The 22760-nt window shown below is 63.2% G+C and carries 25 protein-coding genes; 15 read left to right on the forward strand and 10 right to left on the reverse strand.

Going from position 1 to position 22760, the window contains the following annotated elements; genetic code table 11:
* Positions 1-85 precede the first annotated feature (85 nt).
* The 8 genes from QX071_RS32705 to QX071_RS32740 all read left to right on the forward strand — a co-directional run bounded on the left by QX071_RS32705 (position 86) and on the right by QX071_RS32740 (position 8618).
* Positions 86-565 (forward strand): GFA family protein, encoded by a 480-nt coding sequence (locus QX071_RS32705; RefSeq protein WP_315706592.1) that lies wholly within the window; start codon positions 86-88, stop codon positions 563-565.
* A gap of 837 nt (positions 566-1402) precedes the next feature.
* Entirely contained in the window at positions 1403-2785 is a 1383-nt protein-coding gene (locus QX071_RS32710) for a M20 family metallopeptidase (RefSeq protein ID WP_315706593.1), read from the forward strand.
* A gap of 28 nt (positions 2786-2813) precedes the next feature.
* Positions 2814-4094, forward strand: coding sequence for an MFS transporter (locus tag QX071_RS32715; protein WP_315706594.1), 1281 nt, complete (start codon positions 2814-2816; stop codon positions 4092-4094).
* Positions 4095-4189: 95 nt separating this feature from the next.
* Positions 4190-5107, forward strand: a complete 918-nt coding sequence (locus QX071_RS32720) for an amino acid ABC transporter substrate-binding protein (protein ID WP_315706595.1) — start codon at positions 4190-4192, stop codon at positions 5105-5107.
* Positions 5108-5325: 218 nt separating this feature from the next.
* A complete protein-coding gene (locus QX071_RS32725) occupies positions 5326-6057 on the forward strand; it encodes an amino acid ABC transporter permease (RefSeq protein WP_315706596.1) in 732 nt (243 codons plus the stop codon).
* Positions 6058-6750: an amino acid ABC transporter permease gene (locus tag QX071_RS32730; protein ID WP_315706597.1), complete on the forward strand. Its 693-nt coding sequence runs from the start codon at positions 6058-6060 to the stop codon at positions 6748-6750.
* A 208-nt stretch (positions 6751-6958) separates the two neighbouring features.
* Complete coding sequence (locus tag QX071_RS32735; protein ID WP_315706598.1) at positions 6959-7690, forward strand: amino acid ABC transporter ATP-binding protein; 732 nt, start codon at positions 6959-6961, stop codon at positions 7688-7690.
* Between the two features lie 67 nt (positions 7691-7757).
* Positions 7758-8618, forward strand: coding sequence for a D-amino-acid transaminase (locus QX071_RS32740; protein ID WP_315706599.1), 861 nt, complete (start codon positions 7758-7760; stop codon positions 8616-8618).
* 16 nt (positions 8619-8634) lie between these two features.
* Here the strand turns inward: QX071_RS32740 and QX071_RS32745 are convergent, their stop codons facing one another.
* The 3 genes from QX071_RS32745 to QX071_RS32755 form a co-directional block, all read right to left on the reverse strand.
* Positions 8635-8766: a hypothetical protein gene (locus QX071_RS32745; protein ID WP_315706600.1), complete on the reverse strand. Its 132-nt coding sequence runs from the start codon at positions 8764-8766 to the stop codon at positions 8635-8637.
* A 107-nt stretch (positions 8767-8873) separates the two neighbouring features.
* On the reverse strand, positions 8874-9473 hold the full coding sequence (gene wrbA / locus QX071_RS32750; protein WP_315706601.1) for an NAD(P)H:quinone oxidoreductase: 600 nt from the start codon (positions 9471-9473) through the stop codon (positions 8874-8876).
* An 81-nt stretch (positions 9474-9554) separates the two neighbouring features.
* On the reverse strand, positions 9555-10253 hold the full coding sequence (locus tag QX071_RS32755) for a pirin family protein (protein ID WP_315706602.1): 699 nt from the start codon (positions 10251-10253) through the stop codon (positions 9555-9557).
* 145 nt (positions 10254-10398) lie between these two features.
* Between QX071_RS32755 and QX071_RS32760 the strand changes: the two genes are divergently transcribed.
* Positions 10399-11313, forward strand: coding sequence for a LysR family transcriptional regulator (locus tag QX071_RS32760; protein ID WP_315706603.1), 915 nt, complete (start codon positions 10399-10401; stop codon positions 11311-11313).
* A gap of 7 nt (positions 11314-11320) precedes the next feature.
* Here the strand turns inward: QX071_RS32760 and QX071_RS32765 are convergent, their stop codons facing one another.
* Both QX071_RS32765 and QX071_RS32770 read right to left on the reverse strand, forming a co-directional pair.
* Positions 11321-13021, reverse strand: a complete 1701-nt coding sequence (locus QX071_RS32765; RefSeq protein WP_315706604.1) for a response regulator — start codon at positions 13019-13021, stop codon at positions 11321-11323.
* On the reverse strand, positions 13018-14523 hold the full coding sequence (locus QX071_RS32770) for an ATPase domain-containing protein (RefSeq protein ID WP_315706605.1): 1506 nt from the start codon (positions 14521-14523) through the stop codon (positions 13018-13020). The genes QX071_RS32765 and QX071_RS32770 overlap by 4 nt, the downstream gene beginning before the upstream one ends.
* A gap of 221 nt (positions 14524-14744) precedes the next feature.
* Between QX071_RS32770 and QX071_RS32775 the strand changes: the two genes are divergently transcribed.
* The gene (locus QX071_RS32775) at positions 14745-15077 is read left to right on the forward strand and encodes a hypothetical protein (protein ID WP_315706606.1); all 333 of its coding nucleotides are present in this window, start codon (positions 14745-14747) and stop codon (positions 15075-15077) included.
* Between the two features lie 44 nt (positions 15078-15121).
* Here the strand turns inward: QX071_RS32775 and QX071_RS32780 are convergent, their stop codons facing one another.
* The 3 genes from QX071_RS32780 to QX071_RS32790 all read right to left on the reverse strand — a co-directional run bounded on the left by QX071_RS32780 (position 15122) and on the right by QX071_RS32790 (position 17322).
* A complete protein-coding gene (locus QX071_RS32780) occupies positions 15122-15589 on the reverse strand; it encodes a YbaK/EbsC family protein (protein WP_315706607.1) in 468 nt (155 codons plus the stop codon).
* On the reverse strand, positions 15586-16326 hold the full coding sequence (locus tag QX071_RS32785) for a haloacid dehalogenase type II (protein ID WP_315706608.1): 741 nt from the start codon (positions 16324-16326) through the stop codon (positions 15586-15588). Before QX071_RS32785 ends, QX071_RS32780 begins: the two co-directional genes overlap by 4 nt.
* A gap of 111 nt (positions 16327-16437) precedes the next feature.
* Entirely contained in the window at positions 16438-17322 is an 885-nt protein-coding gene (locus tag QX071_RS32790) for an amidohydrolase family protein (protein WP_315706609.1), read from the reverse strand.
* Between the two features lie 366 nt (positions 17323-17688).
* On the opposite strand from QX071_RS32790, the gene ykgO reads away from it, so the two are divergent.
* The 3 genes from ykgO to QX071_RS32805 all read left to right on the forward strand — a co-directional run bounded on the left by ykgO (position 17689) and on the right by QX071_RS32805 (position 18935).
* Positions 17689-17814: a type B 50S ribosomal protein L36 gene (ykgO, locus tag QX071_RS32795; RefSeq protein WP_006611362.1), complete on the forward strand. Its 126-nt coding sequence runs from the start codon at positions 17689-17691 to the stop codon at positions 17812-17814.
* Between the two features lie 91 nt (positions 17815-17905).
* Positions 17906-18541, forward strand: coding sequence for a tetratricopeptide repeat protein (locus tag QX071_RS32800; RefSeq protein ID WP_315706610.1), 636 nt, complete (start codon positions 17906-17908; stop codon positions 18539-18541).
* 151 nt (positions 18542-18692) lie between these two features.
* A complete protein-coding gene (locus QX071_RS32805; RefSeq protein ID WP_315706611.1) occupies positions 18693-18935 on the forward strand; it encodes a hypothetical protein in 243 nt (80 codons plus the stop codon).
* Between the two features lie 95 nt (positions 18936-19030).
* Here the strand turns inward: QX071_RS32805 and QX071_RS32810 are convergent, their stop codons facing one another.
* Positions 19031-19213, reverse strand: a complete 183-nt coding sequence (locus QX071_RS32810) for a hypothetical protein (protein WP_315706612.1) — start codon at positions 19211-19213, stop codon at positions 19031-19033.
* Positions 19214-19472: 259 nt separating this feature from the next.
* Between QX071_RS32810 and QX071_RS32815 the strand changes: the two genes are divergently transcribed.
* Complete coding sequence (locus QX071_RS32815; RefSeq protein WP_315750847.1) at positions 19473-20438, forward strand: alpha/beta hydrolase; 966 nt, start codon at positions 19473-19475, stop codon at positions 20436-20438.
* Between the two features lie 107 nt (positions 20439-20545).
* On the opposite strand, the gene cycA is transcribed toward QX071_RS32815, so the two are convergent.
* The gene (gene cycA, locus QX071_RS32820; RefSeq protein WP_315729667.1) at positions 20546-20941 is read right to left on the reverse strand and encodes a cytochrome c-550 CycA; all 396 of its coding nucleotides are present in this window, start codon (positions 20939-20941) and stop codon (positions 20546-20548) included.
* A gap of 214 nt (positions 20942-21155) precedes the next feature.
* On the opposite strand from cycA, the gene QX071_RS32825 reads away from it, so the two are divergent.
* Entirely contained in the window at positions 21156-22649 is a 1494-nt protein-coding gene (locus QX071_RS32825; protein ID WP_315750849.1) for an FAD-linked oxidase C-terminal domain-containing protein, read from the forward strand.
* Positions 22650-22760 lie beyond the last annotated feature (111 nt).

Genomic DNA, 22760 nt, shown 5'->3' on the forward strand with positions numbered 1-22760 from the left:
ATCCATACTCGCGATCGTGGCTATGGATTCCGGGCCCATCGCTGCGCGATGTCCCGGAATGACGCTGTAGATGGATTTGCAGCCCATGCCCAAATCCCCTTCCGCTGGAATCGCCTCCGGCCACTGCCTCTGCGGTCGCGTCACGTTCGAAATCGACGTGCCGGCGCGCTGGGCCTGGCATGATCATTCGTCGGCGAGCCGCCGCGCCCATGGCGCGGCCTATGCGACCTATGTCGGCAGCTGGCGCAAGCGCTTCCGCATCACGGCAGGCGCGGATGCGATCTCGCGCTACGAGGATGAAGCGACCAAGACCGCGCGCAGCTTCTGCAGCGGTTGCGGCTCGCCGCTGTTTTACGAGCGCGCGCGTTCGTCGCACATGATCAACATCCCGCGCGCGCTGTTCACCTCGCGTACCGGTCGCGAGCCGCTCTATCACATCGCGATCGAGGAGGCGCCGGATTGGGCTTATACCGGCGCGCCGCTGGTCCCGCTGAAGGGGTTTCCGGGCGTGGTCTGGCAGCGATCGAAGAGAAAGAAACGCTCCGATCGCGAGGGCATGTTCTGATCGTCGCCTGGAGCGATCCAGTGTCCTCGCAGGCTTGCCCGGCGGGCATTCGGTGCATGCAAGCCATGCCCGATCTGCCCGTCGTGCCAATCTGCCGCAGCTGCTCGGCCTTGCCGTGTCGGGCAAATCACCGGCACATTTCACCGCATCTCGGCCCGATGAGGGGCGCTTCGCGATCGTCACGAAACGTTGGATCGAGATGCGATGGCCGCAGGATGTCGCAGCATGTTCTTTGGCATGCGGACGAACGATGTTCTTGCGGACGTGAAATCGCAGCGTCCTGACACCCCGATGCTGGTGTCCCGTCGCGACGAAGCTTCGCTTCGCGCGGCAATGGTGGCCAGAAAGCCCGGCGCACCAGGGAGACTGCGTATAAGCGTGAAGACCGTCGCGCAGGGAAGGCCGGGTCGTTCCGGCTGCACCTGTGGTACCTGCCGCCTGCATTTTTTTCGCAGGCGGGCCGCAGGCGTCAGCCGACGCCTGGCCTTCCCTGCGCCCTCTCTCTCGGGAGGGCGACGAATTGGCAAAGCTCGGGCACGAACCGTGTGGCGAGGATGATGATGCATATCCAGTCGTCATGCCCCGCGCATGCGGGGTATCCAGTACGCCGATGCGTATCGGGAGAACACTGCCGTCTCTGGAATACTGGATCATCCGCTTTCGCGGGTGATGATAGCGGAGAAGACGGCACATGATGGTTCGCGCCTTCAGGCAATCGCAGCGCAGTTCCAAAATCCGGGATTCCGCCTTCGACCCCACAGAATCCGCCGTGAGTCTCTTCCGCTCCCGTCACGATCCCGATAAGACGCGCCGTCCATTCGTGACCGGAAAAGCGCCATGACCAGGAATGATGCAATCACCCGTGCTCGCCAGTATCTGAAGACCGGCGAATTCCTTGCCGAACTCGACCGCCGGGTGGCGTATCGGACCGAGAGCCTCAATGCCGAGCGCAAGGGTGAACTCTACTCTTATCTGAAGGATGAGCTGACTCCATCGCTGGCTGCGCTCGGCTTCACCTCCCGCATCGTGGAGTCCCCGAGCGGCCGGTCGCCGTTCCTGATCGCCAGTTATCACGAGAGCGATACCGCGCCGACGGTGCTGAGCTACGGCCACGGCGATACCGTCGACGGCATGGTCGGCGAGTGGCGCGACGGGCTCGATCCCTGGAAGATCACCATCGTCGGCAACCGCGCCTATGGCCGCGGCACCGCCGATAACAAGGGCCAGCACAGCATCAACATCGCGGCGCTTCGCGCGGTCAAGGAAACGCGCGGCGGCAAGCTCGGCTTCAACGCCAAGTTCATCATTGAGATGGGAGAAGAGACCGGCTCACCGGATCTCGGCAAGGTCTGCGATCTCCTGCGCGACGAATTGAAGGCCGATCTGTTCGTCGGCTCCGATGGGCCGCGGCTGTCGGCGGAGCGTCCGACCATCTTCCTCGGTTGCCGCGGCGGTGTCCGCATCCATCTCGATGTGAACCTGCGCGAGGGCGGCAATCACTCCGGCAATTGGGGCGGCGTGCTGGCCAATCCCGCCACCATCCTTGCGAACGCGATTGCGACGCTGGTCGACGGGCAGGGCCGCATCAAGCTGGACGCCTTGAAGCCGCCGCGCCTGACCAATGCGATCCGCGCCGCGCTGGCCGACGTCAAGGTCGAGCCCACCGCGGACGAGCCGCAGCTGTCGGAGAACTGGGGTGAGGATGGGCTGTCGCCGGCCGAGCGGCTCTATGCCTGGAATACGCTGGAGGTGCTGGCGATCTCCTCCGGCAATATCGACAAGCCCGCGAATGCGATTCCCGGCCGCGCCCGCGCCGTGCTGCAGCTCCGCTTCGTGGTCGGCACCAAGGTCGACACCATTGCGGAGGTGATCCGCGCGCATCTGGTCGCGCACGGCTTTCCGATGATCGAGGTGTCGACCACGCAAAGCTTCATGGCCTCGCGGGCCGATCTCGACAGCCCCTGGATCAAATGGGCGGCGGAGTCGGTCAAGATGACGAGCGGGAAGGCGCCCGCGGTGCTGCCGAATTTCGGCGGCTCGCTGCCGAACGACGTGTTCGCTGACATCCTGAAGATGCCGACCATGTGGCTGCCGCACTCCTATCCCGGCTGCTCGCAGCATGCGCCGGACGAGCACATCCTGCTCGACGTTACCGAAGAGGCGCTCGGCATCATGGCCGGCCTGTTCTGGGATCTCGGCGAACTGCAGAAGCCATTGTGACCAAACGCCGAGCGATAAAGGACCTCAGATGACCCTCGCAGCCCCGCTTTCCTCGGAGCTCAAGCGCAAGAAGAGCTTTGCCAGGCAGGTGATCGCGACGTCTGTCGGCAATGCGCTGGAATGGTTCGATATCGCCGTCTACGGCTTCTTCGCGGTCTACATCTCCAAGGCGTTCTTCCCGAGCAACGACGCGACCACGTCTTTGCTCCTGACCTTCGGCACCTTCGGTCTGTCTTATCTGATCCGTCCGATCGGCGGCATCGTGCTCGGCGCTTATGCGGACCGCCACGGCCGCAAGGTGTCGCTCCTGGTCTCGATCGTGATGATGACCTTCGGGACGCTCGCGGTGGCGGTGATGCCGACCTATCAGACCATCGGTGTGCTGGCGCCGCTGCTCGTCATCCTGGCGCGCCTGGTGCAGGGCTTTTCCGCCGGCGGCGAGTTCGGCAGCTCGACCGCGTTTCTGGTCGAGCACATGCCGGAGCGGCGCGGCTTCATCGCCAGCTGGCAGTTCGCCAGCCAAGGCTTGAGCGCCGTGCTCGGCGCCGGCTTCGGCGCGTTGCTGACTTCAGCGATGAGTCCTGCCGACCTGCAGGCCTGGGGCTGGCGTCTGCCGTTCTTTTTCGGCGTGCTGATCGGGCCGGTCGGCCTCTATATCCGCAACAACATGGAAGACGCCGGTGCGCCGCCGGCCGGCAAGGATGGTTCTCCGGTCAAGGACGTGTTCCTGCGCCAGAAGCTTGCGGTGCTGCTCGGCATCGGTGCGCTCGCGGTGTCCACCGCGATCAACTATCTGATCGTCTACATTCCGACCTACGTGGTGAAGACGCTGAACCTGTCGGCTTCCGTCGGTTTCACAGCCTCGCTGGTCGGCAGCCTCGCGGTCATGGTGCTGACGCCGGTCGCGGGCGCGATTTCCGACCGCATCGGCCGCACCACCCACATGATCACGGTCAATCTGCTGCTGCTGATCACGGTCTACCCGGCCTTCTACGTCCTGACCAATTACCCGACGCCGGCCGTGATCATCGCTGCGGTCTTCGTCGTCGCGACATTGAAGGCACTCTATTATGGTCCGCTCGCGGCCTTGATGGCAGAGCTGTTGCCCGCCGAGACCCGGGCTACCGGGCTTGGTCTCGGCTACAACATCGGAGTCACGATCTTCGGTGGCATGGGGCCGGCGATCATGACGGCGCTCGGCACTGTCGCCTTCATCGGCGACATGGCGCCGGGTTACTACTTAAGCCTAATAGCGCTGCTCAGCCTGGCATCGCTGTTTACCATCCGTAAGCTTGGTGCCACTGCCTGATTGTGGAGGAGGGCGGGGCCATTTTGATTTCGGCCTGATTTATGCAAGCATCCGACTTTGAATCCCCCGCGCTGGGCGGACTGAGGAGACGACGAATGAAGCAGTTACGAGTTTTGAGCTTTGCCTTTGCAGCCGCACTATGCGCGAGCGGGCTGCAAGCCGAGGAGCTGACGGGCACCTTGAAGAGCATCAAGGAGACCGGGGCGATCACGCTCGGCTACCGCGATTCCTCGATTCCCTTTTCCTATCTCGATGACAATCAGAAGCCGGTCGGTTTCGCGATGGACCTGTGCTACGGCATCGTCGATGCCGTCAAGAAGGAGCTGAAGCTCGACAAGCTTGAGGTCAAGCTCAATCCGGTGACGTCGTCGACGCGCATTCCGCTGCTCGCCAACGGCACCATCGATCTCGAATGCGGCTCGACCACCAACAATGCCGAGCGGCAGAAGCAGATCGCCTTCACCAACACCCACTTCCTGACCGCGAGCCGCTACGTTTTCAAGAAGTCGAGCAACCTGAAGTCGATCGACGATCTGAAGGGCAAGACCGTGGTGTCGACCGCCGGCACCACCAACATCAAGCAGCTCACCGAGGCGAACGCCGCGCGCAATCTCGGCGTCACCATCATTCCGGCCAAGGACCACGCCGAGGCCTTCCTGATGGTGGAGACCGATCGCGCCGTCGCCTTCGTGATGGACGACATCCTGCTGGCAAGCCTCGTGGCCGGCTCGAAGGACCCGAGCCTCTATGCGATCTCGACGGACGCGTTCTCCAAGCCGGAACCTTACGGCATCATGCTGCGCAAGGACGATCCGCAGTTCAAGAAGGTGGTCGATGCGGCGACGGCTGCGATCTACACCAGCGGTGAGGGCGCCAAGCTCTACGACAAGTGGTTCATGCAGAAGATCCCGCCGAAGGGATTGAGCCTGAACACGCCGATCTCGCCGGAGCTGAAGGCTGAATTCGCCAAGCCGTCGGACTCGCCGGATCCGGATTCGTACAAGGTGAAGTAATTCGTTGCGTGGGCTTGTCGCCACGAAGTCGGTGCGCTCCCCTCCCCCTTGCGGGGAGGGGTTGGGGGTGGGGTCTCCAACGGCAGTCTTGCTTGGGGCTACCCCCCACCCCAACCCTCCCCCGCAAGGGGGGAGGGGGCATACCGCATGCGCAACGGCAGCTTCCGAAGCTCTCGAATCGAAGATGTAGCTCAGGTCATCCCTCTCAGGACTTTCTCGTGAACTATCACTGGAACTGGCATATCTTCTTTGAGCCCGACCCGACCGGGGCCGGGACCTATCTCGACATGCTGTTGTCGGGGTTGAAGCTGACGATCTGGACCTCGCTGCTGGCGTGGGCGATTGCGCTGGTCTGCGGCTCGATCGTCGGCGTCTTGCGCACCCTGCCGTCGAAGACGGCCGGCTGGTTCGGCTTCCTCTATGTCGAATTCTTCCGCAACATGCCGCTGCTGGTGCAGCTCTTCCTCTGGTTCTTCGTGCTGCCGGAGCTGCTGCCGCAGGCGGCCGGCCTGTGGCTGAAGCAGCTGCCGAACGCGGCGTTCTATACGGCGGCGGTCGGCATCGGCCTGTTCATGTCGGCGCGCGTCGCCGTGCAGCTCGCGGCCGGCATCGGCTCGCTGCCGCGCGGGCAGAAGATGGCAGCGACCGCGCTTGGCCTGACGACCACGCAGGCCTATCGCTACGTGTTGTTGCCGATGGCGTTTCGCATCATCCTGCCGCCATTGACCTCGGAATTTCTCAACACGGTCAAGAACAGCGCGGTGGCGATCACCATCGGCCTGATCGAATTGACCGGAGCTGCGCGGTCGATGCAGGAGTTTTCGTTTCAGGTGTTCGAGGCGTTCACCGCCGCGACCCTGATGTACCTTGCCATCAATATCGTCGTCGTCGTCGCGATGCGCCTGATCGAGCGCAGCGTCGCGATCCCCGGCTACATCACGGGGAAATAGATGTTCGCCAATTTCGATTTCGACGTCATCCGCCGCTCGCTCGCTTATCTCTTCGTCGACGGCATGACCTTCACGCTGACGCTGACCGCGCTCTCGGCGGCCGGCGGGCTGGTCTTCGGCACGCTGATTGCGCTGATGCGGCTCTCCAGCTACCGGATGCTCGGTTGGCTGGCGGGGCTCTACGTCGACTTCATGCGTTCGCTGCCGCTGGTCCTCGTGATCTTCTGGTTCTACTTCCTGGTCCCCTATATCGGGCAGTGGCTGACCGGCGCCTCCAAGCCGATCAAGGTCGGCGCCTTCGCCTCGTCGCTGATCACCTTCATCCTGTTCGAGGCGGCCTATTTCTCCGAAATCATGCGCGCCGGCATCCAGTCGATCTCGCGTGGACAGCCGGCGGCGGCCTCGGCGCTCGGCCTGACCTACAGCCAGACCATGCGCTACGTCGTGCTGCCGCAGGCGTTCCGCAACATGCTGCCGGTGCTGCTGACCCAGACCATCGTGCTGTTCCAGGACACCTCGCTGGTCTACGTGTTGTCGATCCCGGATTTTCTCGGTGCCGCCTCCAAGGTCGCGCAGCGCGACGGCCGGCTGGTCGAGATGTATCTGTTCGCAGCCCTGGTCTATTTCACCATCTCTTGTGTCGCGTCCTTCGGCGTCCGCCGCCTGCAGTCGCGCATCGCCATCATCAGGTAGTTGCCGGAATGAGCAAGCAGTTACACACGCGGTCGTTCACCTCTCCCATGGGGAGAGGTCGGATCGCCGCTGGCGATGCGGCGCATCGCCCCGCAGCGATCCGGGTGAGGGGATACGCTCCCCGGATAGACCCGAACCACTCACCCCACCTCTCTTCCAACGGGAGAGGGAGCGCACCGTCTTCGTTGAAGCAGGCGACGAACGTTCCATGATCGAGATCAGCCACGTCAACAAATGGTACAGCCCGGCCTTCCAGGTTCTCAAGGACTGCACCACCTCCGTCGCCAAGGGCGAGGTCGTGGTGGTCTGTGGCCCGTCGGGCTCGGGCAAGTCGACCCTGATCAAATGCGTCAACGCGCTGGAGCCGTTCCAGGACGGCGAGATCACGGTCGATGGCATCAGGGTCAATGATCCCAAGACCAATCTGCCGAAGCTGCGCGCGCGGGTCGGCATGGTGTTCCAGCACTTCGAGCTGTTTCCGCACCTGAAGATCATCGATAATTTGTGCCTTGCGCAGGAGAAGGTGCTGGGGCGCGGTCATGAGGCGGCGGCAGCCAAGGCGATGAAGCTGCTGGAGCGCGTGGGCTTGAAGGAGCATGCGCAGAAGTTCCCGGCGCAGCTGTCGGGCGGCCAGCAGCAGCGCGTCGCCATCGCGCGCGCGCTTGCGATGGACCCGATCGCGATGCTGTTCGACGAGCCGACCTCGGCGCTCGATCCGGAGATGATCAGCGAGGTCTTGGACGTGATGGTCGACCTCGCCCGCGAAGGTATGACCATGATGGTGGTCACCCATGAGATGGGTTTTGCCCGCAAGGTCGCCAACCGCGTGATATTCATGGACCAGGGCGAGATCGTCGAGGACGCGCAGAAAGAGGATTTCTTCGGCAAACCGCGCAGCGAGCGGGCGCAAAAATTCCTGTCGAAGATCTTGTCGCATTGACAGGCACGTCATTCCGGGGCGCTCGCGGCGCGAGCGAGCCCGGAATCTCGAAGTTAGGAGAAAGAACTTGGACCCGATCGCTTACGTCAACGGCTCGTTCATCCCGCTGTCCGAGGCGAAAGTCTCGGTGCTGGACCGCGGCTTCCTGTTCGCCGACGGCATCTACGAGGTTGCCGCGGTGCTCGAGGGCAAGCTGGTCGACAGCGCTTCTCATCTCGCCCGGCTGGAGCGCTCGGTCGGCGAGATCCAGCTTGCGCTCCCTGAAAGCATCGCCCGGATCGAGGCGCTGCAGAAGGAGCTGGTCGCGCGCAACCAGCTCGACAACGGTATGGTCTATCTGCAGGTGACGCGCGGCGCGGACACGGGCCGCGACTTCGCCTTCCCGAAGGGCGAGGTGTCCTCGACGCTGGTCATGTTCGTAACCGCCAAGGACATCGTCAACGCGCCTTCGGCCAAGGCCGGCATCGGGGTCATCACCGTGCCCGACATCCGCTGGGAACGCCGCGACATCAAGAGCGTGGCGCTGCTCGCACAGGTGCTGGCGAAGCAGGCGGCGGCTGCCGCCGGGGCGGGTGAAGCCTGGATGATCGAGGACGGCTTTGTCACCGAGGGCGGCTCGTCGTCTGCTTTCATCCTGACCCGGGACGACGTCATCGTGACGCGGCCGAATTCCAACGCGATCCTGCCGGGTTGCACCCGCAAAGCGGTGGTCGCGCTCGCCGAGGAGCGTCAGCTTAAGGTCGAGGAGCGACCGTTCACGGTCGCGGAAGCGCTTGTTGCCAAGGAGGCCTTCATCACCAGCGCGAGCTCGTTCGTGCAGCCGGTGATCTCGATCGACGGCAAGCCGGTGGGCGAGGGCAGGCCGGGGCCGATGGCCGCGCGCTTGCGCGAGATCTATATCGAGTTTGCCCGCTCGACGGCGGTGTAAGCGGGACAGGCGCGCGCTATGCGCGCGCGCATTCCGCACAGCGGCGTTGTCCGCGCGTGGCGCGGTACAGGCTCTTGCAATACCAACGGCGCGCCATCACCTGCAGCGGATTGCGCGCCAGTTGCGCGAACATCAATAGATCAAGCATCGCGATCTCCTTCCCGCGACGTGAGAGATGGGTCGGCACATCTCTTGGAGAAGTGCCGACCGCATCGCATCTGCCATGCAGTCAGCCGTGAATCTCAGCCGTGAATCTCAGCCGTGGAGTTTCTTGGCCGTCTCCGCGATCACGCGTCCCTGATAGCGCGCGCCGGCCAGCTCGTTCTCGCTCGGCAGCCGGCTGCCGTCGCCGCCGGTGATCGTGGTGGCGCCATAGGGCGAGCCGCCGGTGATCTCGTCGAGCTTCATTTGGCCGGCAAAGCCGTAGTTGAGCCCGACCACGGTCATGCCGAAGTGCAGCAGGTTGGTGATGATCGAGAACAGCGTCATCTCCTGCCCGCCATGCTGGGTCGCGGTCGAGGTGAAGGCGCCGCCGACTTTGCCGTTGAGCGCGCCTTTGGCCCAGAGGCCGCCGGCCTGATCGAGGAAGTTCGCCATCTGCGAAGCCATGCGGCCGAAGCGGGTGCCGACGCCGACGATGATCGCGTCATAATCGGCGAGCTCCTCGACCTTGGCGACCGGCGCGGCCTGGTCGAGCTTGTAGTGCGAGGCCTTGGCGATCTCGTCCGGCACCAGCTCCGGTACGCGCTTGATGTCGACGGTCGCGCCGGCTTCGCGGGCGCCTTCCGCCACCGCCTTGGCCATCGCTTCGATGTGGCCGTAGGCGGAATAATAGAGGACGAGGACCTTGGTCATTGAAGTGCTCCGTAGGCTTGAACGGTCAGGGAAAAAAGAAGGGGACACGGCCGGACCTCCGGCCGTGTCGGGGAGCGTGGCTCAGGCGGCGTCGACCAGCACCAGCTCGGAATCTTCCAGCGCGGTGATCTTCAGCGTGGCTTCGTTCCGGATCGCTGCACCGTCGCGGGCATTCACCCGGACGCCGTTGACCTCGAGGCTGCCGGCCGCCGGCACCAGATAGAGATGGTGCGAGGTGTCGGCGGCATATTCGGCGGACTCGCCAGCCTTCAAAGTGGTGCCAAGCACGCGCGCCTGGGCCCGGATCGGCAGCGCATCGCTGTCCTCGGCGAAGCCGCTGGCGAGCGTCACGAGCTTGCCGGAACGGTCCGCCTTCGGGAACGGCTTGGCGCCCCAGGTCGGCTGGCCGCCGTCCGTGGTCGGTTCGATCCAGATCTGGAAGATCCGGGTCGTGGTCGGCTCCAGATTGTACTCGGAATGCCGGATGCCGCTGCCCGCGCTCATGACCTGGACGTCGCCGGCCTCGGTGCGGCCCTTGTTGCCCAGGCTGTCCTGGTGGGTGATCGCCCCTTCGCGGACGTAAGTGATGATCTCCATGTTGGAATGCGGATGCGCCGGAAAGCCGGTGTTGGGCGCGATTTCGTCGTCGTTCCACACCCTGAGCGCGCCATGGCCCATGTTGTTGGGGTCATAGTAGCTGGCGAACGAGAAATGATGTTTGGCCTTCAGCCAGCCGTGGTCGGCGCCGCCCAGCTTCGAAAATGGCCTGAGTTCAATCATCGAACTGCTCCTTGTGATCTGAACGCGAGACCTCCGGCGAAAGATGCTTTGGTCCGCGCTGTTGGCCTTTGGATATGCAGTTCCCCGTGATATAGAAATAGAAACTGTTGAAACGTATTGTTTCTAAAAACGTACCAATGGTCCGATGGCAAAACTCCCCGATTTCGAAGCGATGGCGATCTTCGCCAAGGTGGTCGAGCAGCGCTCCTTTGCTGGCGCCGCGCAGGAACTGACGCTCTCGAAGGCCACCGTTTCCAAGGCGGTGAGCCGGCTCGAGGAGCGGCTCGGCACGCGGCTGTTCAACCGCACCTCGCGCCGTCTCGCCCTCACTGACGCCGGGCAGCGGCTGTCGGAGCGCGCGATCAGGCTGCTTGCGGACGGTGAGGAGGCCGAGACCGAAGCGCTCGCCCAGTCCGTGGTACCTCGTGGGCTGGTACGGTTCGCAGTGCCGATGACCTTCGGCGTCAAGAAGATCGCGCCACTCCTACCCAGCTTCTTGGAGCAGTACCCGGAAGTCGCGATCGATCTGCATCTCAGTGATGCCACGGTCGATCTGATCGGTGAAGGCTTTGATCTGGCGCTGCGGATCGCCCGACTGCCGGACTCCTCGCTGATTGCGCGCCGGCTCTGTGCGATTCCGCGCTACACGGTGGCGGCGCCGTCCTATCTGAAGCGTTACGGCCGGCCGACGCATCCGATGCATCTCGCCGAGCACAAATGCTTTGGCTATGCCTATCTCGCGACCGCCGGCGTCTGGCACTACACCAATGCGGCCGGCGAGCAGGCGAGCGTCCGCCCCGCCGGTCAGTTGCGGGTCAACAATGGCGAAGCGGTCCTGCCTGCGGTGATTGCGGGGCTCGGCATCGCGGATCTGCCGGAGTTCATCGTCGGAGATGCCATCGCGTCCGGCCAGGTCGAAGTGATCTTGAAAGGCTGGAAACAGCCGGAAGGCGCCATGCATCTGGTCATGCCGCCCGGTGGGCCGCGCCCCGCCCGCGTCGAAGCGTTGGCCGATTTTCTGGTCAAACAACTCGCGAAGGATCGCAAGCGCACAGGCTGAGGGTTTGCTATGCCGTTTGCTGCGCGATGCCTCTCGCGTCTCGGTTCAATGCCGATGCGATCTTCGTACAGAGGTCATCACTGCGGAATGGCTTGCCGATGGTTTGGGCCTCGTTGATGCCGGCGAGCGTTGTGCGGTCGGCGTAGCCCGTCACGAACAGGATAGGGAGTTTCGGATAACGGGTGCGGATCCGCTGCGCCACCTCGGCGCCGCTCATGCCGGGCATCGCGAAGTCGAGCAGCAAAAGGTCGATATCGGTCTGCGACTGCAACACGTCGAAGGCAGCGCCGGCGCTGCCAACCTCGACGACATCATAGCAACGGTCGCGCAAGATGTCGGCGGCGATCTGACGCACGGCGTCGTCGTCATCGACTATCAAGATACGTGCCGGCATCCTGGGAGCTCCACCGTCATAGGGCTCGGCGGTCTCGGCGCGATCTTCGGCCAAGTCCGAGCACGGCACGAATATGCGGATCGAGGTGCCGCGACCCTCGACGGTGTCGATGCGGACTCCGCCATTTGACTGTTTGGCAAAACCAAGCACCTGGCTGAGGCCGAGGCCCGAGCCCTTGCCGATTTCCTTGGTGGTGAAGAACGGCTCGAACACGCGCGCACGCACGCTCGGACTCATGCCGGAGCCGCTGTCCGATACGCAGATCTCGACATAGTCACCGGCTGCCGGCTCTTCCGCCGAAGCCGGCTCTCCCAACGTCGCGTTGTTCGTCGATACCGTCAGTCGGCCGCCGACGCCCATGGCATCGCGCGCATTGATCGCGAGGTTAAGTACGGCGAGCTCGAGCTGCGTGGGATCGACAAGGGCGTGCCAGAGCCCGTCGGCAAGCGACGTTTCGATCTGGACGCTGCCGCCGATCGTGCTGTGCAGGAGATCGTGCATATTGGCAATGGTGTGATTGAGGTCGAGCACCTTCGGCTCGAGCCGCTGGCGGCGCGAGAACGACAGGAGCAGGTCCGTCAGCTTGGCGCCGCGCTCGGCCGCCGCGCGCATGAATTGGAGCCGCTGCGACAGCTTGCCGTCGATGCCGCGGGCGGCGAAATCCCTTTCCATGAAGGCGATATTGCCGAGCACGACGGTGAGCAGATTGTTGAAATCATGCGCAACGCCGGAGGTCAGCTGACCGATCGCCTCGAGCCGCTGCATCTGGCTGAGCGCGCTTTCGACCCGCTCGCGTTCCTCCATCTGCGCTAGCAGCTGCCGATTGGCTGCGCCGAGTTCCCTGGTCCGCTCCTGCACCCGTTCCTCGAGCTCTTCGTTGAGTCTGCGGCACTCATATTGTCGTCTGCGTCCGCGCAGATGGGTGCGGACGACGCTGATCAGGGTAGTCGGATGAAACGGGCGCTCGAGAAAGCTCACGCTGCCGAGTGCTTCTGTGAGCTGCGCGGCGGTCGGATTTCGCTCGACGCCGCCGCCGTGTTCGGTGAGCACGATGAAAGGAAAATCCGACCAGGCCGGCTGGCGGCTGACCCAGTCGACGAGTGGGCGAATGTCGATGCCGCGGAATGCCTCCTCCGTCACGATCGCAAGCTCGCAGCCTCGGGCAATTCCGCCAAGGAGCTCCTGGAGGGAGCCGCAGATCTGCGCGCTGATATCCGCTTCCTGCAGGATGCTCTGCGCGAGCTTGGCATCCCTTCCGCGTGGCGCCAGGATCAGCGTTCGCTCAGCCGGTTCGATGCTGTCGGACCTGTTCACGGTGTTTCCATCAGCGGCGCGGCGCCTCCGACATAGGTCGGAATCCCGCGCAGTACGCCTTGGAAGTCGACGAGCGGTTCGCCGATCTTGATGCCGCCACCGTTGATCATCAGTTCTCTAATCGTGTCCTCATGAGCGCCCGTGCGCTTCTTGATCACCGAGATGGCGCGGCGCACCCGACCACGCGCTTCGAAATAGCGCAGCATGATCACGGTATCGGCGAGATAAGTGACGTCGACCGGCTGCCTCATTTCGCCGATCATGCCGTGCTGAGCGACGGTGAGCAGCGTGGCGGCACCGCGGCGGTTGAGATATTGCAGCAGTTCGTGCAGGTGCAGGATAAGGAATTGCTCCTCCGGCATTGCGGCCTGATAGCCATTGAGGCTGTCGATGGCGACCGTCTTGATGTTCTCCTGATCGACGCTGCGTCGGACCCGGTGGGTGAATTCGCCGGGGGACATTTCAGCGGCATCCATCTGCTCGACGACGAGGCCCCCGGCATTGCGCATCGCCTCGATGTCGATGCCGAGGCTCTTGGCGCGCGATATCAGAAGCCCAAGCTCTTCATCGAAGACGAACAGGCCCGCGCGCTCGCCGCGGCGAACGGAGCTGGCGAGGAATTGCAGCGAGAGCAGCGATTTGCCGGTGCCCGCCGGACCGATAATCAGAGTACTGGAGCCGCCGGTGATGCCGCCGCCCAAGAGATCGTCGAGTTGCGTGATGCCGCTTCCGATGAGCGAGCCGGCAAATCCGTGGCGATGCTCGGCCGCAACCAGGCGCGGAAGCACCTGCACGCCGCCATGAGCGATGGTGAAGTCATGATAGCCGCCGCGAAAACTCTGGCCGCGACATTTTGCGACACGCAGCCGCCTGCGATCGGCGCCGTAAGTCGGCGCGAGCTGATCGAGGTGGATCACACTATGGGCGATGCTGTGAACGGCACGGTCGGTGCTTTCGGTCGTGAGATCGTCCAGCGTGATGACGGTGGATTTGTTCCGCGCGAAATAGTGCTTCAGGGCCAGGATCTGACGGCGGTAGCGCAGCGAGCTTTGCGCCAGAAGGCGGATCTCGGACAAGCTGTCGATGACGATGCGCTGCGGCCGGCGCTTTTCGATCGCTTCGAAAATGCGTTCTACGGTTTCGCCGAGTTCGAGATCCGACGAATACAGCAGGCTCTGATGCTGGCTCGCGTCGAGAATGCTTTCGGGCGGCACGAGCTCGCAGATCTTGATGTGATTTCCGATCCGCCAACCATGCGATGCCGCGCCGTCACGAAGTTCTTCCTCGGTTTCCGCCAAGCTCACATAGAGCCCGCTCTCACCAGCCTCGGCGCCCGCTAGCAGGAATCTCAGTGCGATGGTGGTCTTTCCCGTACCTGGGATTCCTTCCAGCAGATGAAGGCGATTGCGAGCCAGCCCGCCTACGAGCACGTCGTCGAGGCCCGGAATTCCCGTGTTAGCGCGCGGAAGAACGCGCGGGAGAGGCTGAAAGGTCGTGGTCATCCGGCTGAAAGAGGTCGTTTGCGATAATGAGCTTTAACGGAACCTCTAACGCGGGACACCAGGGCGAGTTCCGTAGTGGCTGCCCAGGGAACAATCGCTGCCGCATGTCGCCTCGGCGGTGTTCTGATCACGTCTGTTTGTCTGGACCGAACCTTTGAATGTTCCGTTCATTGGCAGAGCGGCGGGGCCGGGCCGTTAATTTGGACGAAAGGGACTTAGGCATGCGCCTGCAGCACATGATGATCGTACTGGCTCCGATGTTCGCTGCTGGTGCCGCCCTCGCCGAGGACAACCGCGGCACGATGGATCAACAGATGGCCTGCACGCCGGATGTATGGCGGCTCTGCAGCGCGTATATTCCGGATCGCGACAGCATCGTCGCATGCCTGAAACAGAACACGCCGCAGTTGTCGGGGCCATGTCGCGCCGTCTTTGAGCCGAGCACGGCACAGGTTCAGCAGCATTCGGCGCGGCGCGTCGTACAGCATCGGCCGGCGTCGCCCCGAGCCTATCCGGCGCAGCGGCGGACTTATGACGCCGATGACGAGGAGTGAGCCCTTCGGGCGCTCCCTATCGTTCCTCGGTTTTGCTCACGTCATCAATCCTTGGATTCGCATACGTCGACCCATTCGGCTCCGGTCAATTCGGACAGGCGTGCGGGTGTGATCTTGACCGCGCTGTGGGTGGAGCCTGCCGCGGGAACGACGATGTCGAACGCCTTCAGCGAGAGGTCGCAATACACTGGCAGCGGTGCCTTCAGCCCGAACGGGCAAACGCCGCCGACCTCATGCCCTGTGATCTCGGCGACCTCGTCAAGCCCGAGCATCTTCGGTTTGCCGCCAAACAGCGCTTTCACCTTCTTGTTGTCCATGCGCGAGGTGCCGGCCGCGACGATCAGGATGACGCGCTCGCCGACCCGCAGGCTCAGCGTCTTGGCGATACGGGCCGGCTCAACGCCATAGGCTTCTGCCGCGAGCGCGACCGTGGCCGAGCTCTGGCTGGAGACGAGGACGTCGATGTCGGGGGCTTTTTCGGCGAAGAAGGCGCGGACGGATTCTAGGCTCATGCTGAGGTGACGATCTCGGGCAATTCGGACAAAGCAGCAATACGATAGTCTGGCGCAAAACCCAACTCGTCCATCTGCGTCCGCAACGCCTTGAACATGGTCAGCGGCGGTAGGGATACGCTGTTGGCGCAGGCCGCTGCCATCGATTCGGGAGTGACGCGCTCGATCCATGCCACGTTCATGCCGAATGCCTTGGCCCCGCAGGCGTCCCAGGGATTGGAGGAGACGAACAGCACCTCGGCGGGACCGATGCCGAGCGCCGGCTCGACCAGCGCATAGGCTTGTGGGTTCGGCTTGAAGATCTTGGCCATATCGACGCTGATCGTGGCGTCGAGCACCGGCTCAAGACCGCTGTTCCGAACCAGCGCGTTCAGCATGGCGGGGCTGCCGTTCGACAGAATGGCGAGCTTACGGTCCTTCATCGCGGCGAGCGCCGCCAGCGCATCCGGATAAAGATCGAGATGCAGATACTTCGCCATGATGCGTTCGAAGGCGGCGGCATCAGCCGTGAGGCCGAGCACCCGCAAGGTGTAGGCGAGCGAGTCGCGAGTGACCGTGGCAAAATCTTCGTAGCGGCCCATCAGGGAGCGCAGCCAGCTATATTCGAGCTGCTTGATGCGCCACAACTGCGTGATCAGATCGCCGCGGGCGGGAAACGCCTGTTCAGTCACGGCGGCGACAGACTGCACGTCGTACAGCGTGCCATAGGCATCGAACACCACGGCTTTGATCGGCACGGCACTCTCCCGACAGCATGAGCGCGGCGTTCCGCCGCGCTCGACCGTATCATGTCAACGCCGCACAGGAGACCGGGGACCGGATCACGTTTGCTTTGAAACGTGAGCCGATCAGATGCCCAGCAGCTTGCGGGCGTTCGCCTTCAACACCTTCGGCCGGATCTCGTCGCGGATGTCGAGCTTGGCAAAATCGGCGAGCCAACGATCCGGCGTGATCACCGGCCAGTCCGAGCCGAACAGCATCTTGTCCTGCAGAATCGAGTTGATGTAGCGGACCAGGATCGGCGGGAAATATTTCGGCGACCAGCCGGAGAGGTCGATATAGACGTTCGGCTTGTGGGTTGCGACCGACAGCGCCTCTTCCTGCCAGGGAAATGAGGGGTGGGCGAGAATGATCTTGAGGTCGGGGAAGTCGGCCGCGACGTCGTCCATATACATGGGATTGGAATATTTCAGCCGCATGCCCATGCCGCCGGGCATGCCCGAGCCGACGCCGGTCTGGCCGGTGTGGAACAGTGCGATGGCGCCGCCGTCATTGATCGCTTCATAAAGCGGATAGGCCAGCTGATCATTGGCGTAGAAGCCCTGCATGGTCGGATGGAATTTGAAGCCGCGGACGCCGTACTCTTCCATGAGCTTCCGCGCCTCGCGCACGCCGAGTTTGCCCTTGTGCGGATCGATGCTGACGAAGGGAATCAGCACATCGAGATGATCTGAGGCGACCTCGAGCATCTCGTAATTGTTGTAGCGGCGGAAGCCGGTCTCGCGCTCGGCATCGACCGGGAAGATCACGGCGGCGATGTTCTTCGAACGATAATAGGCAGCAGTCTCCGGCACGGTCGGCGGATGCTTGTGCGGGGACTTGAAGTAGTCAGCCATCTGCGCCTGGAAGTCGTCATAGCCGTCGTCGGGATGCATGCCGCAAGGCTCCTCGGCATGGGTGTGGATGTCGATGGCGACGACGTCGTCGATCTTCGGCAGAGCGAGCTTGGGCATGGGCGTTCCTGGATTGCTTCTTTAGGCGTTGGAAAATTGATTATATGATATAACAAATTTGGCAAGCAGGACTCGCGCCGTTTCCCTGCACTTGCCGGAGCAGGGCTGTGGCCGCGCCGTCTCCAGCCTGATCGTGAGCGGAGCCGTCTGGCGCGTGTGAATTCGGACGGAAACGCGCTGCCGTTCAATCCGGTCCCGACAAATGGCGAAGGTTCCCGCCACGGCAAGTGGCCCATTTGGTTGACATCGGGCCGGACGGTGGTTAAGAACCGGTCGTCTCGGGCGGCACGGCCGCCAGCGGGAAAGAATTCGTTTTTGCCACTTTCGGCCTGTTCAACACGGCCTTTCGAAGCATCAGGACGTCCCATGAAGGTCCGTAACTCGCTGAAATCGCTGCGTGGCCGCCATCGCGCCAATCGCCTTGTCCGTCGCAAGGGCCGCGTCTACGTCATCAACAAGGTGCAGCGCCGTTTCAAGGCCCGCCAGGGCTGATTGCCGGCTCTGCGCCGCCGAAGTGCTGCTCACGGGTGTTTGAGACGGACCTTGCTTTGCAAGGTCGGTTGAGAGCATCTACACTTCGGCAATGACACTGAGATCTTTCCGCGCGATCCTGCTCGCCGCGCTTTTCGCTGCGACATCCTCCCTTGCCTGCGCGCAGGACAATCCGCACGCCAAGCCCAAGCCCAAGCCCAAGCTGCCGGAAGCTCCGGCGAAGCTGCCCAGGGTCGGCGCCGACAAGACGCGCGGCCTCGATTTTCTCTTCGGAGCGCTGAAGGCCGCGCCGGATGAGGTAAGCGCCCGCCATGTCGAGGCGCGAATCTGGGCGACCTGGCTGCAGACACCGAGCGACACGGTCGCGCTGCTGATGTCGCGGTCCAAGGCCGCCCTGGACGGGCATCAGACCGAGGTGGCTCGCAAGCTGCTGGACGCGGTGATCAAGCTGCGCCCGGATTATGTCGAGGCCTGGAATCGCCGCGCGACGCTGTATTATCTGCAGAACGATTACGCGCATTCCCTCGCCGACATTCAGCAGGTTCTGATCCGAGAGCCCCGGCACTTCGGCGCGTTGGCCGGGCTCGGCATGATCATGCAGGATCTCGGCGACGATAAGCGCGCGCTCGACGCCTTCCGCAAAGCGCTGGAGATCAATCCGCACCTGGAGAAGGTGCCGGAGCTCGTCAAGACGCTGAGCGAGAAGGTCGAGGGGCGCGACATCTAGTGCGGCAATCCCGAAGGCGCACTGCATTCGCAGCGACATCGTCAGCGAATTCACGCTCGATTTACCATGATTGCTGCGGCGGCCTTGCCCGTCGGAGCGGTCGTTCTTAACTCGCGATCGGCTGCCATGAATGGGGCAGGAGCCTGTTGCGATGAACCGTTGGGTGCTGGCCGCGAGCCTGACCGTCCTGGTCACGACGCCAAGTTCGGCGGAAGATCTGTTCTGGGTGGTCGGCAACCGCGCGACCGACCGATGCGCCATCGTCACCAGTAATCCGGTCGTGGACGGCGATATCTGGTTCGCCGACGGTCCCTACAAGACGCTTGCCGATGCGAAGCTGGCGCGATCGACGATCCGCGCCTGTCCCAACAAGGATGACCCTGCCGACGATTGATGCGGCAGGATTGATGCGGGCAAGATGAGCGCGGCGAATTGAGCTTGCGATCAATTTCCCCGCACACCCGTCATCGGAACCTTCGCAGGCCGCGATCAGTGCAGCGCGTTGCTGCGACGCTCGGTCAGGCCGTATTGGGCGGCGGCCGCATAGAGCTGGGCAATTTCCGCTTCCAGGTGCTCGTTGACCAAGAGGAGCGCCTTCAGTGCGCCACGCAGATCACCATTGCAGCTCGCGACGATCTCGTCGATAGCCGCCTCGCTTGAACGTAAACTCATCGGATACCCCCTCCCAAAACCTACTCGACTAACTCCGGCACTCCGATCCTTGTTGCTGTGAATCACGTGGATGGATCGGATCGCGAACGGTTCTTGGCATGCGCCCACGTCCAACAAAAAGTCCGGACCATGGTTATAAAATGGCCGACGACGCGCTGATGACAGCCTTCCCGCGCGTAACCGGCTGCAGAGCAGCGATGATTCGCAACCTTTGCCATGCTGACTTCGTATCGGGAATGTGACGGGCAGAAAATTATCAATGATTTCAATAGTCATTATCTGCGCTTTGGGGTTGCTTGCTGCGGTCACGCGTCTTGGAGTGGCGCTGGTCGAGCGCCGCTACCCGGCACAGGGCACGGCGATCAAAATCGACGGCGCGAACATTAATCTTGTGGATATCGGTTTCGAGAGGCCGGATGCGCCGCCGCTCCTGCTGCTCCACGGCGCGAGTTCGAACCTCGAAGCCATGCGCCAGCCGCTTGGCGATCTCCTCGCCAAGCGGTACCGGGTGCTCCTGGTGGACCGTCCCGGCCATGGCTGGAGCGATCGCGACCGGGTGCAGGATTCGACCCCCGCCGCCCAGGCCCGGATGCTGACGGATGCGCTGCAGAAGCTCGGCATCACCAGCGTGATCCTGGTGGTCCATTCCTGGAGCGGCGCCCTTGGCGCCCGGATGGCGCTGGATTTCCCGGAGCGCGTGGCCGGCCTCGTGATGCTGGCGCCGGTGGCCTATCCCTGGCGTGGCGGCGTCGGCCGGTACAACAAGGCCGTCACGACGCCTCTCCTTGGGCCGCTCCTCGCCCATACCATCACGCTGCCGCTCGGCCTGTTGCTGGCGAGGCCTGCCGCAAGGAGCGTGTTCCTGCCCCAGCCCGTGCCGGAGGATTTCCTGGATCGGACCGCAACGCCCCTGCTGCTCCGGCCGCGGGAATTCATCGCCAATGCGCAGGATCTCGTGACCCTCAAGCAGGCGGTCATCGAGCAGGTGCCGCGTTATGGCGAGATCAAGGTCCCGGTCACCATCATCGCGGGCGACGCCGACCGGACTGTCTTTACGGATATCCATTCGCGCCCGTTTGCCCAGGCCGTGCCGCAGACCAGGCTGATCGTGCGGGCGGGTCTCGGGCACATGGTGCAGAACGCGGTGCCTGAGCTCGTGATCGGCGAGATCGATCGGATGGTCGCCGGGATCGCGCCCGCGGACGCGTTGCCGGCGGGGCTCTGATCGCTCGGCATGAAAAAGCCCCGGCCGCGGGACCGGGGCTATGATCAGGCGCTGTTGCTCACAGAGCCAATGTGCAGCGCCATGCGGCGCTGCAACATCGCCGTCTATCACTGCTTCTGCTTGCCGTCCTTGTCGAAGGACGAGATGTAGGCCCACAGATTGTTGACCTCGTTCTCGTTCTTGATTCCGGCGAAGGTCATCTTGGTCCCGGGGATCTTGGCCTTCGGATCCTTGATGTATTCCTTGAACTGGGCTTCGTTCCAGGTGATGCCGGAGTTCTTGTTGGCATCCGAATAGTTGTAGCCCTCTACGGTGCCCGATTTGCGGCCATCGAGCCCGTTGAGCTCGGGGCCGACCTTGTTCTTCGCGCCTTCGCCGATCGAGTGACAGGGCAGGCATTTGTTGAACGAGGTCTTGCCGGCCGCCAGATCCTCCGCCAGCGCAGCGGAAGCCAGCGACGATGCGGTGATGACAACGAGCGCACTCAAAGTCAGCTTGTTCATGGATTTTCAGGCTCTGTGGTTGCGAGACAAATGTGCACTGCGGTTGTGGCATGACGTTTCCGCAGAGACAAGCCGCCACGCTCCCGTTGGAGTTATCAATCTTTCCGATCTGTTTGCGCAGCAGCAAAGATCGAAAGCGGGTCTCGCAGCCTATCCAAGCCGCTGTCGTTGTGATTGATATGGCTCGATAAATCGAAACGCTGGGAGAGCCGCTATGGCCATCAAGATGCCGGAAGCCGATCAGGCGGTGCTGATGCGCCGCAGCGAAATCGTCGCCGCCTTGCGCGCTATCGTACCGGGCGAAGGCGTCATCGACAGCCCTGCCGAGATGCTTCCTTATGAGTCCGATGGACTGATGGCCTACCGGCAGCCTCCGATGGTCGTCGTGCTGCCGGACTCGACGGAACAGGTCTCGAAAGTTCTGAAATACTGCCACGAGCAAGGCATCAAGGTGGTTCCGCGTGGCTCGGGAACCTCGCTGTCGGGCGGCGCGCTGCCGCTTGCGGATGGCGTGCTGCTGGGCCTCGGCAAGTTCAAGCGAATTCGCGAAATCGATTTCGACAACCGCGTCGTCGTGACCGAACCCGGCGTCACCAATCTCGCGATCAGCCAGGCGGTCGCGCATGCCGGCTTCTACTACGCGCCCGATCCGTCCTCGCAGATCGCCTGTTCGATCGGCGGCAACATCGCGGAGAATTCGGGCGGCGTGCATTGCCTGAAATACGGCATGACCACCAACAACGTGCTCGGCTGCGAGTTCGTGCTGATGACGGGCGAGGTGTTGCGAATCGGGGGCAAGTGCGCGGAGAACGCAGGCTACGACCTGATGGGGCTGATCACGGGATCGGAAGGCCTGCTCGGCGTGGTCACGGAAGTCACCGTGCGCATCCTGCAGAAGCCCGAAACGGCGCGCGCGCTGATGGTCGGCTTTGCCGAGGTCGAGGCGGCCGGCGAATGCGTCGCGCGCATCATCGGTGCCGGCATCATCCCCGGCGGCATGGAGATGATGGACAAGCCGGCCATTCACGCGGCGGAAGCCTTCGTCCATGCCGGCTATCCGCTCGACGTGGAGGCGCTGTTGATCATCGAGCTCGACGGGCCGGCAGTCGAAGTGGACGAACTGATCACCCGCGTCGAAGCGATCGCCAATGGCTGCGGTTCGACCACCTGCCGCATTTCGACCTCGGAAGCCGAACGCAATCTGTTCTGGGCCGGCCGCAAGGCGGCGTTTCCGGCCGTCGGCCGCATCTCGCCGGATTATCTCTGCATGGACGGCACGATTCCGCGCGGCGCGCTGCCGAAGGCCTTGGCGCGCATCCGCGAACTGTCCGAAAAATACCAGCTCCGCTGCGCCAACGTCTTTCATGCCGGCGACGGCAATCTGCACCCGCTGATCCTGTACGATGCCAACAAGCCCGGCGAGATCGAGCGGGCGGAAGCCTTCGGCGCCGATATCCTGCGCTGCTGCGTCGAGCTCGGCGGCGTCCTGACCGGCGAACATGGCGTCGGCATCGAGAAGCGCGATTTGATGCCGGAGATGTTCACCGAGATCGACCTCAATCAGCAGCAGCGGGTCAAGTGTGCCTTCGACAATCAAGGCCTGCTCAATCCCGGCAAGGTCTTCCCGACCCTGCATCGTTGCGCCGAACTCGGCCGCATGCACGTCCATGGCGGCAAGCTCGCCTTCCCGGACATTCCGCGGTTCTGAACCGCGCTCCGGGGAGCATGGCGGTCGCATATGGCGGTCAGGCCGCGGATTCGCTGTTCGCAGTTTTGACAAGTCGGCCCACGATCTCGTCATGCCCGGCCTTGTGCCGGG

Origin of the sequence: Bradyrhizobium sp. SZCCHNS1022, from assembly GCF_032484835.1 — a bacterium.
Lineage (GTDB): Bacteria > Pseudomonadota > Alphaproteobacteria > Rhizobiales > Xanthobacteraceae > Bradyrhizobium.

Excerpts from the sequence above, each read along its gene's own strand:
- QX071_RS32730 (WP_315706597.1), top strand. The coding sequence starts at position 6,058 with ATGTTCGCCAATTTCGATTTCGACGTCATCCGCCGCTCGCTCGCTTAT.
- wrbA (WP_315706601.1), bottom strand. The coding sequence starts at position 9,473 with ATGACCAAGGTCCTCGTCCTCTATTATTCCGCCTACGGCCACATCGAA.
- QX071_RS32760 (WP_315706603.1), top strand. The coding sequence starts at position 10,399 with ATGGCAAAACTCCCCGATTTCGAAGCGATGGCGATCTTCGCCAAGGTG.
- QX071_RS32745 (WP_315706600.1), bottom strand. The coding sequence starts at position 8,766 with ATGCTTGATCTATTGATGTTCGCGCAACTGGCGCGCAATCCGCTGCAG.
- QX071_RS32735 (WP_315706598.1), top strand. The coding sequence starts at position 6,959 with ATGATCGAGATCAGCCACGTCAACAAATGGTACAGCCCGGCCTTCCAG.
- QX071_RS32710 (WP_315706593.1), top strand. The coding sequence starts at position 1,403 with ATGACCAGGAATGATGCAATCACCCGTGCTCGCCAGTATCTGAAGACC.
- QX071_RS32755 (WP_315706602.1), bottom strand. The coding sequence starts at position 10,253 with ATGATTGAACTCAGGCCATTTTCGAAGCTGGGCGGCGCCGACCACGGC.
- QX071_RS32810 (WP_315706612.1), bottom strand. The coding sequence starts at position 19,213 with ATGAGTTTACGTTCAAGCGAGGCGGCTATCGACGAGATCGTCGCGAGC.
- QX071_RS32720 (WP_315706595.1), top strand. The coding sequence starts at position 4,190 with ATGAAGCAGTTACGAGTTTTGAGCTTTGCCTTTGCAGCCGCACTATGC.
- QX071_RS32775 (WP_315706606.1), top strand. The coding sequence starts at position 14,745 with ATGCGCCTGCAGCACATGATGATCGTACTGGCTCCGATGTTCGCTGCT.
- QX071_RS32805 (WP_315706611.1), top strand. The coding sequence starts at position 18,693 with ATGAACCGTTGGGTGCTGGCCGCGAGCCTGACCGTCCTGGTCACGACG.
- cycA (WP_315729667.1), bottom strand. The coding sequence starts at position 20,941 with ATGAACAAGCTGACTTTGAGTGCGCTCGTTGTCATCACCGCATCGTCG.
- ykgO (WP_006611362.1), top strand. The coding sequence starts at position 17,689 with ATGAAGGTCCGTAACTCGCTGAAATCGCTGCGTGGCCGCCATCGCGCC.
- QX071_RS32715 (WP_315706594.1), top strand. The coding sequence starts at position 2,814 with ATGACCCTCGCAGCCCCGCTTTCCTCGGAGCTCAAGCGCAAGAAGAGC.
- QX071_RS32770 (WP_315706605.1), bottom strand. The coding sequence starts at position 14,523 with ATGACCACGACCTTTCAGCCTCTCCCGCGCGTTCTTCCGCGCGCTAAC.
- QX071_RS32800 (WP_315706610.1), top strand. The coding sequence starts at position 17,906 with ATGACACTGAGATCTTTCCGCGCGATCCTGCTCGCCGCGCTTTTCGCT.
- QX071_RS32780 (WP_315706607.1), bottom strand. The coding sequence starts at position 15,589 with ATGAGCCTAGAATCCGTCCGCGCCTTCTTCGCCGAAAAAGCCCCCGAC.
- QX071_RS32825 (WP_315750849.1), top strand. The coding sequence starts at position 21,156 with ATGGCCATCAAGATGCCGGAAGCCGATCAGGCGGTGCTGATGCGCCGC.
- QX071_RS32790 (WP_315706609.1), bottom strand. The coding sequence starts at position 17,322 with ATGCCCAAGCTCGCTCTGCCGAAGATCGACGACGTCGTCGCCATCGAC.
- QX071_RS32705 (WP_315706592.1), top strand. The coding sequence starts at position 86 with ATGCCCAAATCCCCTTCCGCTGGAATCGCCTCCGGCCACTGCCTCTGC.
- QX071_RS32815 (WP_315750847.1), top strand. The coding sequence starts at position 19,473 with ATGATTTCAATAGTCATTATCTGCGCTTTGGGGTTGCTTGCTGCGGTC.